Below are 14358 nucleotides of genomic sequence, written 5' to 3'. Positions count from 1 at the left end.
CCGCACCGTCGACCCCGGCGTGCTCGCCGAGGCCGGGGCACGCCTCGCGGGCCTGACCGCGGTCATCGCGGGAGAGCCGCCCGGTCTGCGAGGCGCTCTCAGTCCGACCCATAAGGCGCTCGTCCTCGCTGCGGCGGGTGCGACGGTCATCGCAGGCGTCACGTGCCGCGACCGCAACCGCGTCGCGATCGAGGGGGAACTCGCCGCCCTTGCCGATCTGGGCGTCGCCGGCATCCTGGCCGTTACCGGCGATCACCCCTCCTCGACAGCCCTCCCGCAGGCACAGCCGGTCTTCGACCTGGACTCGACGCGCGTCGCGGCCCTCGCCCGCCGCGCCGGCCTGTTCGTCGCCGTCGCCGAGCAGCCGGCAGCACCGCCGGTGGCCTACCGCCCCGCCCGGCTCGCTCTCAAGGCACGGGCCGGAGCCGAGCTCGGCATCCTGAACCTCTGCGGCGACATCGCCGATGTCGCCCGCTTCACGGCGGCGGTCGCCGCCACCGACGCCCCCGTCCCGGTGATGGTGTCGGTTCCCGTGATCACCTCCGGGTCGGCGGCGCGACGCCTCGGAGCGCTCCCCGGTGTCGCGCTGCCGCCCGGGATAGAGGAGGCCGTCACGGCGGCCGAGGACGGCGTCGACGCGGGAATCGAGGCCGCCGTCGCATGGGCACTGCGCGCGCTCGCGGTCCCGGGTATCGTCGGCGTGCACCTGTCCGCCGTCGTCGATGAGGGCGACCCGATCGGTCTGTGCGCCGTCGACGCGCTCGTCCGGACGGCCGAGCTGCTGCGCGAGAGTCACGACGCCGCATCCGCCGGCTCTGACACCGGCGCGATGCCGACGGGAACGGCCGCATGAGCACCACGACGCCGCGGGCGTCGCGGGCCGCCGGCTGCCCCAAGTCGATGGCGTACGGCCCGTGCGGCGGCGTCAACGCCGACGGCACGTGCGAGGTCGACCCCACACCGTGCGTCTTCCTGCGCCGCGAGCTCCCCGTGCGATGGGCGGCCGACAGCGACGCGGCACCGGATGAGGTGACGACGGCGGCCGGACGCGAGGTGCTGGCGATCGCGCGGCGCCGCCCGCTCGTGCTCACCGGGTTCCCGGTGCGTGCGATGCGCTCGGATGCCATCGGCCCGACGGCTGAGGCACTGTCGGGCAACGTCGATGCGGTCCTCTCCGGAGACGCGGGACGCTCCCGGGTGCAGTTCCCGCCGTCCTATCGGGCAGCGCTGATCGCGGCGACCGGACTGCGCCTGTGGATGGGCTTCAACGCCCGCGACCGCAATCGCACCGCCCTCGAGCGCGAACTGCAGTCGCTGCGTGCTCTGAATGTGGCGGGCGTGCACTGTGTCACGGGCGACCACACGCAGACGGGCGATCGCGCCGATGCCCGACCGGTCTTCGATCTGGAGTCCACCACGACGCTCCCCCGTGCGCGCGCGCTGGGGCTGCTCACGTCGTTCGCCGAATCGCCCGCGGCTCCCCCCGTCACGGCGCGCGGCGCCAGGGTGGCGCAGAAGCAGCGGGCGGGCGGGCACTTCTGCCTCACACAGTACGCGGGGGATGCCGAGGAGGTCGCCGCCTTCGTCGCGCAGTGCCGTGCTGCGGGTGCGACAACGCCCGTGCTGCCGGGTGTTCCGCTCGTGATCGACCGCGACGGTGCGGCGCTGCTCGCCTCGTTCCACGCGGCGATCCTGCCGCGCGGGTTCATCGATCGACTCTTCGCAGCACGTGACCCGCGCGTCGAGGGCATCCGGCTCGCCGTGGAGTACGGTCGCGCTCTGCTCGACACCGGCGTCGTGGGTGGCGTCGTCATCGCGGGCGGCGCGCGTCTGGGTGAGGAGGCGGCGTACGCCGCCGACCTCGCCACCGTCGCCCGCGAACTGGGGGGCGGAACGTGATCGCGCCGCGACCCGCACGTGGATCAGAGCGTCCCGGCGCGGCCCTCTTTGACGGTCAGCACGCGCGCCGTCTCGCCCGGAGCGGTGCGCCAGCGGTGACGTATGCCGCCCTGGTAATACACCGCGTCCCCCGCCTCGAGGGGGAGTTCCTGGTCGTCGAGCACGACGACCAGGCGCCCTTCGAGCACGTAGACGAACTCCTCCTCGTCATGTACCCACCAGAGGTCCTCCGAGAACGCTCCGGACATGACCATCGGCACGAAGCGCGGATGATCCCGCGCCATCACCCGCACCGGGCTCCCCCCGGCATCCAGCGGGGTCGCCTCACTCGCCCGGAAGACGTGGAACGCGCCCTCCGTCCGCGGCGCCGCGTCGGCGTCGTCGGTGAGCAGGGCCTGCTGGCTCGTCCCGAGCGCCTGCGCGACGCGGAACAGCGACGTCATGCTCATCCGTTCCAGTCCGCGCTCTACCTGGCTGAGGAACGAGTGCGACAACTCTGCCTGCGCGGCCACCTGTGTCAGCGTCATCCCGCGACTCTGCCGCAGCGCGCGGATGCGCGCGCCGAGGGCGCGGGCCGCCGATGCCGGACCGTCCTCCCCGGACGCCGCCGGATCGCCGCCGCGGTCACCGCGGTTGCCGCGGCGCGAAGGGGCGGCATCGGACATGACTGAAGACTATGGCACACGAAAGGAAACCGAGATGACCGGCGCGACCCCCACCGACATGCTCGAACCCGCCGCGCTCGACGCCGCGGCATCCCCCGACTACACGGCCCTCGAGACCGCGCTGGCAGCCGTGGTCGGCCCGCGCGGGGTCTCGAGCGATTCCCGGCAGCGGGAGAAGGCGTCGGTCGACGGCGCGCGGATGTCGCCGATCATCGCCGAGCAGTTGCCGCTCGGTGTGGCCGACCTCGTCGCCTTCCCCGCGGATGCCGATCAGATCGCCGACGTGGTGCGCATCGCCATCGCCCACGACGCACCGATCACGCCACGCGGCAAGGGGACGGGCAACTACGGGCAGGCGATCCCGATGCCCGGCGGACTCGTGCTCGACACGTCGCGCGCCCGCGCCATCGTCGACGTGGGCGACGGGTGGATCACGGCCGAGGCCGGCGCGCCGATGGCGGCGCTGGAACAGACGGCCCGCCAGCACGGCCAACAGCTGTGGATGTACCCCTCGACCGTGCACTCCACGCTCGGCGGCTTCATCTCGGGCGGCTCGGGCGGCACCGGTTCGATCGCGCACGGCAGCAACCACGAGGGATTCGTCCTCGCGGTGGACGTCGTGACTCCGGCATCCGGGGGTGAGATCGTCCACGCAGAAGGCGACGACGCGCTCGGCTACGTGCACAACTACGGCACGGCCGGCATCATCGTGCGGGCGACCGTGCGCCTCGAGCCGCTCGGCGACTGGCGCGGGCTGTACGCGTCGTTCGACGACTTCACCGGCTCGATGTCGGTGCTGCAGCGGCTGGGTGCGCTACGTCCCGCCCCACGCCTGGTGTCGGCCGACGACCCGCACGTGTCCGCGCAGCTGCCTCCCGACCCCGCGTTCCCGGAGGGACGCAGCTCACTGCGGATGATCGTCGACGTGTCGCTCGTGGACGAGGCGACCACCATCATCACGGCCGCGGGAGGTCGGATCGAGGACGTTCGCGAGGGTCCCCAGGTGTCGGCGGCGATCTCCGTGCTGAGCTACAACCACCCGATCGAGTGGTTGCAGAAGTCGGAACCCGGCGTGTATTTCCATGTCGAGGTGGGCGGCGACGCCCTCATCGAGCGCCACGACGAGGTCATGGCGGTCTACCCGGGCGCTCACCTGCACATCGAGGCGACCTCGATCCGGCCCATCGGCATGCTCGCGGGCATCTACGAGAGCCCGGAGCAGGTCGAGGACGGCATCGCTGCGCTCACCGCGCTGGGCGTCGGCGTGCACAATCCGCACCAGTGGAACGTGGACTTCCGCCTGAGGGAGACCGTCGAGCTCGCCCGCGCGACCGACCCGAAAGGGCTCCTGAACCCCGGCAAGCTCAATGCCGCCTACGGCGGGCCGACGAAAGGCGCGGTCCGGTGAGCGCCGGCGACCCTTCCACGCCTTTCGCCCCGGCATCGCGGCATTGGGCCGATCTTTCGGGTCCCGCGCTCACGGCGCTTCTCGATGAGCGCTCGATCGCCGTCGTCCCGATCGGGGCGATCGAGCATCACGGCCCGCACCTGCCGCTGCGCACCGACGCGCTGGTGGCCGAGGCGATTGCGACCGCGGCCGTCGAGCGCGTCGCCGCCAACGGAATCGACGCGTGGGTGCTGCCGACGATCAGCTACGCCAAGTCCGACGAGCACCACTGGGCGCCCGGCACGGTGTGGCTGGAGGGGACGACGCTCCTCGACGAACTCATCGACATCGGCCGCTCCATCTCGAAGACCCCCGCTCGCACCGTCGTGTTCGTCAACGGACACGGCGGCAACGTCATGCTGCTCGGCTGGGCGAACCGCGAGCTGCGGCGCCGCTTCGGCCTGCGCACCTTCTCGATGCCGGCGACGACCAGCGGGGCCGGTGACGGCGTCGACGGGCGGCCGGACGAGAAGGGCCAGGGCATCCACGGCGGGTTCTCCGAGACGTCGCTCGTCATGCATCTCGCGCCGCACCTCGTCGCCCCCGACATGCCGGCGCGCAACGTCCCGGAGCACATCGCCGGGCTCACCCACATCGGCTTCAACCGCAAGCCGGTCATGTTCGGGTGGACCAGCGAAGATTTCGGGCCCGAGGGGGTGATCGGCGACGCCACTGGTGCGAACGCCGCGCACGGCGAGGTGCTGTACGAGCGCGGCGTCGATTTCGTGTGCGAGGCACTCGCCGAGATCGACGGGTTCGTGTTCGGATGACGGCCTCGTACGCCCCCGGCATCCCGCCCGCACCGGTCGTGATCCATCACGACACCGACCCGGTGCAGTCCGACACCTCGTGGCCCGATCCGCTCGCGCTGGCGGCCGCATGGCTGCCGACCGAGGGCGAGGATCGCATGCTCATGACCGTCTCGACGATCGGTCTCGACGGCGTCCCGGACGCGCGCACCACGATGCTGAGCGACTTCGACGGCGAGCGCTTCTTCTTCCACACCGACGCGAACAGCCGCAAGGTCGCCGAGCTCACGGCGAACCCCGCCGTCGCCCTCACGATCCTGTGGCCGGGATTCACCCGGCAGCTCGTCGTGCAGGGCACGGCGGTGAGGTCGTCCCGTGACGAGGAGGTCGAGACCTACCGGCTGCGGTCCGCGTATCTGCAGCAGCTCGCGTGGCAGAACACCGCTGCCTTCGCACGGCTGCCACTCGCAGAGCGACGCGCCCAGTGGGCCTCGTTCCTGAGCGCGCACGGCGGTGCCGAAGACCCGGCCTTCACCGCACCCGACGACTGGGCCGGTTTTGCGGTGACGCCGCGTCGGCTCGTGTTCTGGGTGTCGAACCCCGCCTACGCGAGCCGGCGCCTCGCGTACGCACGCGCGGGTTCGGGCTGGGAGTCCACGGCACTGCCGGGCTGAACGCGGCGCGGCGTCACGCTGCGAGAGACAAGTACGGCTCCCAGGCGGGCTCGCTCCGCTCGGTGCCTCGCACCGTCCAGTGCGCGCCATGCGGCGGCTGCGGTAGCCAGCGCAGCTCCCATCCCATCTCCTGCGGAGTGCGGTCGCCCTTCACGTTGTTGCAGCGCAGGCAGCACGCGACGAGGTTCTCCCACGAGTCCGCACCGCCGCGCGAGCGGGGCAGCACATGGTCGATCGTCGTCGCGCCCTTGCCGCAGTAGGCGCAGCGGTGCGCGTCGCGTCTCAGCACCCCGCGGCGGGTCACCGGCACGCGCCGTGCTCCCGGGACCCGCACGTACCGCGTCAGCACGATCACCGCGGGTCGATCGCATGAGCCGCGGATACCCCACACCGGATTGTCCTCGATCCGCTCGATGACGACGGCCTTCTCGTTCATCACGAGCACGAGTGCCCGCTTGAACGAGACGACGGCAAGGGGTTCGTATCCCGCGTTCAGTACCAGGGTGCGCATGTGGCTTCCTCTCGACCGGCCGTGATGGCTTCGACGGCGCTCCGGTGTGCGAGCTCACGCGGACGAGGCGGCGCAGGCACGAAAAAAGGCGCTGTCATGAAGACAGCGCCTTGATGCCACGACGGATGTCGCGGCAGTCGTGCACACGATGCCGAAGCACATAGCGACCGAGCGCATTCACGGTTCGAATGCGAGGTGCTGCGTTCATCGGCTCCCCCTCGGCTCTGCGAGCGTCGGGTTCAGGGTAATACAGTGACGCACCGCGACGCGAAACGAGAGGTGAACGGATGCCGCGTGTCGCGCTTCAACTGGCGTTGGCGACGAGCCAGCTCTCCGCGTTCACCCACGAGCCGTTGACGTAGATCTCCAGGTGCAGGTGCGTGCCGTAGGCACGTCCGGTATCGCTGACCTGGCCGATGAGTTGGCCGGCGGAGACGGTCTGTCCGACCGTGACGCGGCGGCTGCCGTACATCATGTGCGCATACAGGGACGTGACGGTGTTGCCGCCGATGTTGTGTGCGATCTTGACGTAGACGCCCCAGCCGGGGCCGCTCTCGGTGGACTCGACGACGACGCCGTCGGCGATCGCGTAGATCGGTGTGCCGAGCGGCGCCATGTAGTCCGTGCCCTTGTGGCCTGCGTAGGGGGTGCCGAAGCTCGTGAACGACGTCAACGGACGCACGACCGAGCCTGCCGGCGCGATCGACTGCGCGATCGCGCCTCGGTACGCCGCAGATCCGGAAGAGGCGGCGGCGATGCGAGCGGCGGCCGCGGCCTTGGCGGCCTCCTCATCCTTCTTCGCCTGAATCTCCTCGGGAGTCGTCGCGGAGTAGCTGTCACGGGCGAGCGCCGCGGGGGTCGTCTCGGAGGCGACGACGAGGGACTGCGCGTTCTCTGCTGCCACCTGCTGCAACGTGACGGCCTCGGCCGACCCCGTGTTCGTCGCGGCGAAGGCCGGGATCGCGACGGTGGCGACGAGACCCGCGACGGCAGCGATGGTCACGAAGCTGCGCATCGGGTGGGCTGAACCCCGTCGGCGACGGGAGGCTTTCTGCGCGGGCTGTGCGGTCGCGGTTGCGACAACTGCAGCCGAGCGGGTGCGAGTGACACGGCGAGTCACGCCGGATCGGCGCGTGCGAACGCGCCTGTCGGGTGTCGTCGCTTCGGAATCGGGCATGTCCCGCGGCGAGTCGTGCTGTTCAGCCAAAGGTCCTCCGGCGCCTCCGCCGCCTTCCTCGGGAGAAGGATGCTGGTTCGTCGGCATTCAGTGTCGGGGCACAGATGTACGGGCTTCACCACACGAACGACGAACCGATGAGGCAACTCGTGCGGAGATCCGTGGCGGGCTTCTCGCCGTTGGATTTTTAGAGGCTACCGGATGGTAACGAATATGTCACGTTGAGACCTCCGCGTTCAGGTGTTTGCCGGGCGATGTCCAGACACGTTGCGACGCCTCCGGATCGACGGCGATGCTCACGGGTGAGGCGCGGCATCCACCAGGAAGATATGCGAGGCGACCTCGACAGGCAGCTCCAGACCTTCGCTCTGTCCGTCCATCTGAACGAGCACGTATCCCTCGCTGAAGCGATACTCGCCGGTCGCCCCGGGCATCACGCCGGCCTCACGCAGCTGCGCGAGCAGCTCGGGGTCGACCTGCGCCGGCTCGGCGAGACGGCGCACGGTACCGGTGACCGGGCCGCCGGTGCTGTTGAGCTGTCGCACGAGTCCGACGACGCCCTCATCGAACGTGCGGGCGGGCACGTCGCCGAGCTGGTCGAGACCGGGGATCGGGTTGCCGTACGGCGACTCGGTCGGGTGCCCGAGCAATTCGATGAGCCGCCGCTCGACGAGTTCGCTCATGACGTGCTCCCAGCGGCAGGCCTCTTCGTGCACATACGCCCAGTCGAGGCCGATGACGTCGCTCAACAGCCGTTCGGCGAGCCGATGCTTGCGCATGACGTCGATGGCCTTCTTGCGTCCCGGCGTCGTCAACTCCAACGACCGGTCCTCCGACACGACGACGAGGCCGTCGCGCTCCATGCGACCGATCGTCTGCGAGACGGTCGGGCCGGAGTGACCGAGGCGCTCGGAGATGCGCGCGCGCAGCGGCACGATGCCTTCCTCCTCGAGCTCGAGGATGGTGCGCAGATACATCTCGGTGGTATCGATCAGATCGGTCATGGCTGGCCTTGAATCACGGGGCGGTGAGCACGGGAGTGCCTCTTTCAGCCTAGTCGTTTGTCACGGTCCGAAGTCGGATCGCAGAGCGTGGCGACTCTACAATCGGTGCATGCCCCACGTGACTCTGCCCCGCGAGATTCTGCCCGCCGACGGACGCTTCGGCTGCGGCCCGTCCAAGATCAGGCCGGAGCAGGTTGCCGCCCTCGCCGGCCCCGGCGCGGTGCTGCTGGGGACCTCGCATCGGCAGGCGCCGATCAAGAACCTCGTCGGTCAGGTCCGGGCGGGACTGTCCGACCTGCTGCGCCTGCCCAACGGCTACGAGATCATCCTCGGAAACGGCGGATCGTCGGCCTTCTGGGACGCTGCCGCATTCGGCTTGATCGAGAACCGCGCGCAGAACCTCGTGTTCGGCGAGTTCGGCGGAAAGTTCGCCGCCGCTGCCGCCGCGCCCTGGCTGGAGGCGCCCGACGTGCGCAAGGCCGAGCCGGGCTCCCGAGCGGTCTCCGAGGCCGTCGAAGGCGTCGATGTGTACGCCTGGCCGCACAACGAGACCTCGACCGGCGTCGCTGCTCCCGTCGAGCGCGTCGTCGGCGATGAGGGCGCACTCACCGTCATCGACGCGACCAGCGCCGCCGGCGGCATCAACTTCGCCGTCTCCCAGGCCGACGTCTACTACTTCGCGCCGCAGAAGAACCTCGGCTCGGACGGTGGTCTGTGGTTCGCCGCGGTCTCCCCCGCCGCCATCGAACGGATCGAGCGCGTCGCGGCATCCGGCCGGTACATCCCCGCGTTCCTGAGTCTGAAGGATGCCCTCGTCAACTCGCGGCTGAACCAGACCCTCAACACTCCTGCCGTCGCCACGCTGTTCCTGCTGGACAAGCAGTTGGAGTGGCTCAATGACCGCGGCGGCCTGGGGTGGGCGGCATCGCGCACCTCGGAATCGTCCGATGCACTCTACGCCTGGGCAGAGGAGTCCTCGTTCGCGACGCCGTTCGTCGCCGACCCCGCCGACCGCTCTCCCGTCGTCGTCACGATCGACTTCGATGAGACGGTGGATGCCAAGGCCCTCGCGTCCAGCCTCCGCTCGAACGGGATCGTGGACACCGAGCCCTACCGCAAGCTCGGCCGCAACCAGCTGCGCATCGCAACGTTCGTCTCCATCGAACCCGACGATGTGCGCCAGCTCATCAAGGCGATCGACTACACCTTGGACGCGATGCGGGCCTGAGTCCCGCTCGTCGAATGCCGCGCCGACCGTGACGTGACGCGCGCTCGGTCACCGACGGGCGGCGTGGTCGGCGGCGTCGGGAGCCAGAATGGCCTCGCTGAGCGAGGTCACCCACCACTGTTCGAGCCGGTCCGCGGTCCATCCGCGCTCGGACAGCGCGATGTCGTACACATCGATCGAGACCGCGATGGCGTACGCGTCGAGCGCGTCGTCGACGGTCATGCCCCGGCGGAGCGTTCCTTCCGGCCATGACGCGAAGAACCGCCGTCGGCCCTGATTCCCGCGCGCTCGTCCCTCGGCGTAGGCCACCGCGAGCGCCGGCTCGGTGCGGCCGCCCTCGATGATCACGCGCAGCACCTCGCCGGCACGCTCGTACAGCCGCCTGTCGAATCCGATCATCGCGGCGAGCTGCCGCCTCGGGTCGCCTACCGCCGCCTCGACCTCTGCGATCAGCCGCGCGGTGTCCGCGTCGGCATCCGCGCTGTCGATCAACGAGAGCGCGACCCCGGCCTTGCTGCCGTACACGGCGAACACAGTGGCTTCCGAGACACCGGCCGCCGTCGCGACGGAGCGGATGCTGGTGCCGCCCCAGCCGCTCTCGACGAATCTCTCCCGCGCCGCCTGAGCGATGCGCCGCCGCGTGCGTTCGGCCTGCTCGTCGCGCACCGCCGAACGGTACGCGCGGCTTCGCGTGGTCGTCATATGCCCTCCCGCAAGGTCTCCGCTTCCCACTGTACAACTTCGCTGAGCGTGTGTATATTGACTGAGCGTTACTCATTCACTAAGTAATACTCACCCAAAGGAGACATCATGAGCACCACCGCATCCCCCGTTCCCGGCGTCGCAGCCGGCACGACCACCGGCACCCGCCCGGCATCCCGGCGATCTCGCGCACGCCTCATCGAGCGACGCGTCGGCGCGCTCCTCCTCGCCGCCGCGGGGCTCGCCATGGGCGCCGGTGGGATGCTGCACCCCCACGGATCGGGCGACACGCTCGACGAGGCGCTGGGAAGCATGCTCGGCTCGTCGATGTGGGGGCTCTCCCACGTCCTCGTCCTGACGGGCATCGTCATCGGCGTCGCCGGGTTCGTCCTCGTCCGCCGCTCCGGCGCTCTCGACGCCGTCTGCCCGTGGATCACGGTCGTGATCGTCGCGTGGGCGCTCGCGGCGATCGAGACCCTGCCGCACCTGCTCGCGGGAGCGGAACACGCCGCTCACGCGGCCGGCGAGGCGACACCGATGACCGATGCCCATCTCACTCTTTCGGTCTTCACGACGCCGCTCATGGCGTTCACGACGGCGATCCTCGCGGTGCAGCTCGCACGCCGCGCGCGCACGGCCCTCGCGTGGATCCTCGCCGCGTTCGCGATCGCCGGCGCCCTCACCTTCGGCATCGCGTCCCCGCTGCTGGCGCTGACCGGCGATCCCGCGATGTCCGCACTGTTCCCCGGCCAGCTCCTCATCGACGTCTGGCTCATCGGCACCGCCGTGCGCCTGTGGGCCCCGCCGCGGAGCAACTGACCGATGTGCGTCACGAGCACGACCGCACACGACGCGGACGACCTCACCGATCGCGACGTCGCGCGGCTGCGCGCCGAGTTCTCCGGCCGGATCTCCACGCCGTCGGATGCCGACTGGGACAGCGCACGGCGCGCGTGGGCGCTGAACGTCGATCAGCGGCCGGCAATCGTCCTCCGCCCCGCCGACGCGTTCGACGTCGCGACGGCCGTGCGCTTCGCCACACGGCACGGTCTGAGGCTGGCGCCGCAGGGCACGGGGCACAACGCCGCCCCGCTGGGCGACCTGCAGGGCACGGTACTGCTGCGCGCCGATCTGATGCGGGCGGTCTCGATCGACGCCACCCAGCGGATCGCGCGGGTGGAGGCGGGAACCGTCTGGGGCGAGGTCGTCGCGCCGGCCGCGGCGCACGGCCTGGCGGCGCTCGCGGGCTCATCCGCCGACGTCGGCGTCGTCGGCTACACCCTCGGCGGCGGCCTCAGCTGGTTCGGAAGATCGCACGGGCTCGCGGCGAACCATGTCACCGCCGTCGAGCTCGTCACCGCCGACGGACTGCTGCGGCGAGTGGATGCCGAAAGAGATCGCGACCTGTTCTGGGCGCTCCGCGGCGGCGGAGGCTCGTTCGGCGTCGTCACGGCCGTCGAGTTCCGGCTCTTCCCGATCGAGACGGTGTACGCGGGCGCGCTCTTCTGGCCCGTTGACCGAGCGGCCGAGGTGCTGCACGCGTGGCGCGACTGGACCGCAGGGATCGGCGACGCGGTGACCTCGATCGGCCGCGTGCTCCGGTTCCCTGCGGCGCCCGAGGTCCCGCCGCCGTTCGCGGGCCGCGCGTTCGTCGTGGTCGAGGCGGTCTTTCAGGAAGCGCCGGCGGCCGCGGGAGCGTTGCTCGCAGAACTGCGCCGCCTCGACCCGGAAATCGACACGTTCGAGGTGCAGCCCGTCGACCGGCTGACGAAACTCCACCTGGATCCGCCGGGTCCGGTGGCGAGCGCTTCGGACGGCACCCTGCTGCGCGAACTGTCGGCGGAGGCGCTCGATGCCTTCCTGACGATCGCCGCCGGAGAGTGCGGCGCCGTGCTGCTCTCGGCGAAACTGCGGCACCTGGGCGGCGCGCTCGCACTGGGCGCGAACGGCGGCGGGGCCGTGGCCGGCCTCGACGGCGAGTTCCTGGTGTTCGCGGTCGGCGCGGTGCCGACGCCCGCCGCCTGCGCGGCCGTCAACGCGGCGGTGACGCACTTGCTGGGCGAGCTGGCCCCGTGGCATTCGGAGCGCAGCTATCTCAACGTCGCCGAACGCCCGAGAGATCCGCGAGGACTGTTCGGTCCGAGCACCGACCACCTGCGTGCGATCCGCGAAGCCGTGGACCCGCGCGGCGTCTTCCGAGCGAATCATCCGGTGGGGTGAGGAGGCCGCCCACCGCCCCGCACGGGGACGGCTCAGTCGCGGGAGTCGTCCTCGGCGGGCTCGTCCTCTTCGTCGGAGTCGTCGAGGACGTCGATGTCGACACCGTCCACGTCGCCGGAGTGCAGAATCGGTGATCCGTCGTCGTCGAAGTCGGCGGCATCCAGATCGTCGAGGTCGTCGAGCTCGGCGTCGACGTCGTCATCGAGCTCGTCGTCCTCGGCATCCGCCACGTCGCCGTCTTCGGCCGCGAGCGCGGCCTGAGCGGCGTGATACTCGGCCAGACGCACCGCCCACGGCACCCACTCCGGCGCCACCAGCGCCCCCTCGCCGGGGAGCAGTTCGACCTCGAGCACGGTGGGCTCGGCGTCCTCGACGACGGCGAGACTCACCGTCCAGAACCAGCCCGGGTAGCCCTCCATCGTGTTGCCGAAGCGCAGCGAGACGACGCCGTCGTCCTCCCATGTGTAGCCGACGGGCGGTCCCACCGTGGCGGGCGCGGTGATCTCGTGCAGTGCCGCGAGCGCGAGGTCGTGCCCCTCCCGCAGGCGCACGTCGGGTTCGGCGGGCGCCACGGCCGTCGACTCGGCGTCAGGCATCGAGCTCATCGGCCACCTTGCGCAGTATCGCCGCGACCTTCTTGCTGTGACCCGCGTTCGGGTAGTGCCCGCGGCGCAGATCGCCGCCGACGTTATCGAGCAGCTTCACGAGGTCCTCGACGACGACCGCCATGTCGTCGGGCTTCATCCGGTTGCGCTTGCTGAGGCTCACCGGAGCGTCCAAGACGCGCACGGCGAGAGCCTGGAGTCCGCGCTTGCCGTCGGCCACGCCGAAGTCCAGGCGCGTTCCGGCCTTGAGACCCTCGACGCCGGCGGGGAGCGCCGTCGCGTGGAGGAAGACGTCCTGGCCGTCATCAGTGGTGATGAAGCCGAAGCCCTTCTCGTCGTCGTAGAACCTGACCTTGCCGGTGGGCATCGCAAAACCTCGCTCGTCGGCGCCCAGGACGGGCGCAGTGACACAGACACAGCGGGGCGGATGCCCCGATGCCAGCCTACGGCACCCCCGGAGCCGGGAAGCGGGAGGTCGGTAGTAGTCTGAGGGGCGATGCCCGCCACGCCCTCCCGCACCCCCGGTGCCGCCGACGATCTGCCGGTCCGCCGGATCGATCGCGTTCTCGCTTTCATGTCGCTGGGCCTGTTGCTGCTCTCGGTGCTCTGCTTCGTCGCGATCATGATCGGCTCGGCCACCGGAATGCGGCACGACGACTTCAACGAGGGACTGTGGCCGGCGGTCGGCACAACGGTGTACATCGCACCGATCATCGCCTTCGTGCTGCTGATGACGGTGCTCATCATGACTTTTGTGCGAAAGGCCCGAGTCGGCAAGGGCCGCTGATGCGAAGGTCTCGTGACATGACCCAGACTTTCTCGCCCCAGGGCGCGGCAGCGCCACTGAAAAGCCAACTCGAAAGTCTCGTGACATGACCCAGACTTTCTCGCCCCAGGGCGCGGCAGCGCCACTGAAAAGCCAATGCGAAGGTCTCTGACGTGACCGCCACCGACGCCCGCTCGCTTGCGCACGAACTGTTGCAGCATGACGACGCGTCGCTCATCGCGCTGCTGATCGCGCGGGGCATCGCGCCCGGAGTCGCGTGGAACGACGCCTTCGACGCAGCAGAGGCGTTGCTCGATCCCGCGTCGATCGACCGAGCGCTCACGACGCTGACCGCCGACGAGGCCAACGCCCTCGCGGCGGCCGGCGCGGTGCTCGACACGGCGGCCGGCGCGGTGCTCGAAACGGTAGCCGCCGTGCCGGTCGGACCCGTGCGCGCCGGCCTCCACGCTTGTGGGCTCGTCGACGGCGACGGCATCCCCTACGCCGCCGTCGGCGAGGCCCTGGCATCGCGCCGGCGAAGGGATGCCGTGGTCCACGCCGACCCGCCCGTCACCGCATCCGACGCATCGGCATCCGACGCAACGTCGCGCGATGCCACCGCCGCGGAGCGCGCCTTCGCATCAGTGGGCTCGCTCGCCGACATCCTGCACACCGCGCTCGCCGTTCCGCTCGCGCGGATCGGCACCGGCG

General features: G+C 70.6%; 16 protein-coding genes and 1 pseudogene. 10 read left to right on the top strand and 7 right to left on the bottom strand.

Annotation, left to right across the window (positions count from 1 at the left end):
- Together WBP48_RS01035 and WBP48_RS01030 are read left to right on the top strand one after the other, a co-directional pair.
- The coding region (locus WBP48_RS01035; protein ID WP_424434769.1) for a methylenetetrahydrofolate reductase at nt 1–853 on the top strand (853 nt) is incomplete at its 5' end.
- On the top strand, nt 850–1899 hold the full coding sequence (locus tag WBP48_RS01030) for a methylenetetrahydrofolate reductase C-terminal domain-containing protein (RefSeq protein ID WP_424434766.1): 1050 nt from the start codon (nt 850–852) through the stop codon (nt 1897–1899). The genes WBP48_RS01035 and WBP48_RS01030, both read left to right, overlap by 4 nt.
- A gap of 23 nt (nt 1900–1922) precedes the next feature.
- On the opposite strand, the gene WBP48_RS01025 is transcribed toward WBP48_RS01030, so the two are convergent.
- The gene (locus tag WBP48_RS01025) at nt 1923–2564 is read right to left on the bottom strand and encodes a helix-turn-helix domain-containing protein (RefSeq protein ID WP_424434763.1); all 642 of its coding nucleotides are present in this window, start codon (nt 2562–2564) and stop codon (nt 1923–1925) included.
- A 34-nt stretch (nt 2565–2598) separates the two neighbouring features.
- On the opposite strand from WBP48_RS01025, the gene WBP48_RS01020 reads away from it, so the two are divergent.
- The 3 genes from WBP48_RS01020 to WBP48_RS01010 are packed head-to-tail and all read left to right on the top strand — an operon-like array spanning nt 2599 to nt 5434.
- On the top strand, nt 2599–3972 hold the full coding sequence (locus WBP48_RS01020) for an FAD-binding oxidoreductase (protein ID WP_424434760.1): 1374 nt from the start codon (nt 2599–2601) through the stop codon (nt 3970–3972).
- Nucleotides 3969–4781, top strand: coding sequence for a creatininase family protein (locus WBP48_RS01015; protein WP_424434757.1), 813 nt, complete (start codon nt 3969–3971; stop codon nt 4779–4781). The genes WBP48_RS01020 and WBP48_RS01015 overlap by 4 nt, the downstream gene beginning before the upstream one ends.
- Nucleotides 4778–5434: a pyridoxamine 5'-phosphate oxidase family protein gene (locus WBP48_RS01010; protein WP_424434754.1), complete on the top strand. Its 657-nt coding sequence runs from the start codon at nt 4778–4780 to the stop codon at nt 5432–5434. The genes WBP48_RS01015 and WBP48_RS01010 overlap by 4 nt, the downstream gene beginning before the upstream one ends.
- Before the next feature lie 13 nt (nt 5435–5447).
- Here WBP48_RS01010 and WBP48_RS01005 read toward each other — a convergent pair whose 3' ends face one another.
- From WBP48_RS01005 to WBP48_RS00995, 3 genes are all read right to left on the bottom strand, one after another.
- The gene (locus tag WBP48_RS01005) at nt 5448–5945 is read right to left on the bottom strand and encodes an HNH endonuclease (RefSeq protein ID WP_424434751.1); all 498 of its coding nucleotides are present in this window, start codon (nt 5943–5945) and stop codon (nt 5448–5450) included.
- A gap of 304 nt (nt 5946–6249) precedes the next feature.
- On the bottom strand, nt 6250–6948 hold the full coding sequence (locus WBP48_RS01000; RefSeq protein ID WP_424434748.1) for a M23 family metallopeptidase: 699 nt from the start codon (nt 6946–6948) through the stop codon (nt 6250–6252).
- A 470-nt stretch (nt 6949–7418) separates the two neighbouring features.
- Complete coding sequence (locus WBP48_RS00995) at nt 7419–8126, bottom strand: metal-dependent transcriptional regulator (protein WP_424434745.1); 708 nt, start codon at nt 8124–8126, stop codon at nt 7419–7421.
- Between the two features lie 109 nt (nt 8127–8235).
- Between WBP48_RS00995 and serC the strand changes: the two genes are divergently transcribed.
- The gene (gene serC, locus WBP48_RS00990; RefSeq protein ID WP_424434742.1) at nt 8236–9354 is read left to right on the top strand and encodes a phosphoserine transaminase; all 1119 of its coding nucleotides are present in this window, start codon (nt 8236–8238) and stop codon (nt 9352–9354) included.
- Nucleotides 9355–9402: 48 nt separating this feature from the next.
- On the opposite strand, the gene WBP48_RS00985 is transcribed toward serC, so the two are convergent.
- Nucleotides 9403–10056 carry a TetR/AcrR family transcriptional regulator gene (locus WBP48_RS00985; RefSeq protein WP_424434739.1) on the bottom strand — a complete coding sequence of 218 codons (654 nt, stop codon included), beginning with the start codon at nt 10054–10056 and terminating at the stop codon, nt 9403–9405.
- A 108-nt stretch (nt 10057–10164) separates the two neighbouring features.
- Here WBP48_RS00985 and WBP48_RS00980 point away from each other — a divergent pair, with 108 nt between their 5' ends.
- The gene (locus WBP48_RS00980; protein WP_424434736.1) at nt 10165–10875 is read left to right on the top strand and encodes a hypothetical protein; all 711 of its coding nucleotides are present in this window, start codon (nt 10165–10167) and stop codon (nt 10873–10875) included.
- 3 nt (nt 10876–10878) lie between these two features.
- Nucleotides 10879–12276 carry an FAD-binding oxidoreductase gene (locus WBP48_RS00975; protein WP_424434733.1) on the top strand — a complete coding sequence of 466 codons (1398 nt, stop codon included), beginning with the start codon at nt 10879–10881 and terminating at the stop codon, nt 12274–12276.
- 32 nt (nt 12277–12308) lie between these two features.
- On the opposite strand, the gene WBP48_RS00970 is transcribed toward WBP48_RS00975, so the two are convergent.
- Both WBP48_RS00970 and WBP48_RS00965 read right to left on the bottom strand, forming a co-directional pair.
- On the bottom strand, nt 12309–12881 hold the full coding sequence (locus WBP48_RS00970) for a DUF3027 domain-containing protein (RefSeq protein ID WP_424434730.1): 573 nt from the start codon (nt 12879–12881) through the stop codon (nt 12309–12311).
- Nucleotides 12865–13248, bottom strand: a complete 384-nt coding sequence (locus WBP48_RS00965; protein ID WP_424434727.1) for a cold-shock protein — start codon at nt 13246–13248, stop codon at nt 12865–12867. Before WBP48_RS00965 ends, WBP48_RS00970 begins: the two co-directional genes overlap by 17 nt.
- 129 nt (nt 13249–13377) lie before the next feature.
- Here WBP48_RS00965 and WBP48_RS00960 point away from each other — a divergent pair, with 129 nt between their 5' ends.
- Nucleotides 13378–13668, top strand: coding sequence for a multidrug ABC transporter ATPase (locus WBP48_RS00960; protein ID WP_424434724.1), 291 nt, complete (start codon nt 13378–13380; stop codon nt 13666–13668).
- A 152-nt stretch (nt 13669–13820) separates the two neighbouring features.
- Nucleotides 13821–14358, top strand: a pseudogene (locus WBP48_RS00955) (hypothetical protein); the annotation flags it as partial.

Origin of the sequence: Microbacterium sp. (assembly GCF_049661145.1) — a bacterium.
Classification (GTDB): Bacteria; Actinomycetota; Actinomycetes; order Actinomycetales; family Microbacteriaceae; genus Microbacterium.
Note: the sequence above shows the minus strand (reverse complement) of the source record. Positions and strands in the feature narration are given on the sequence as shown.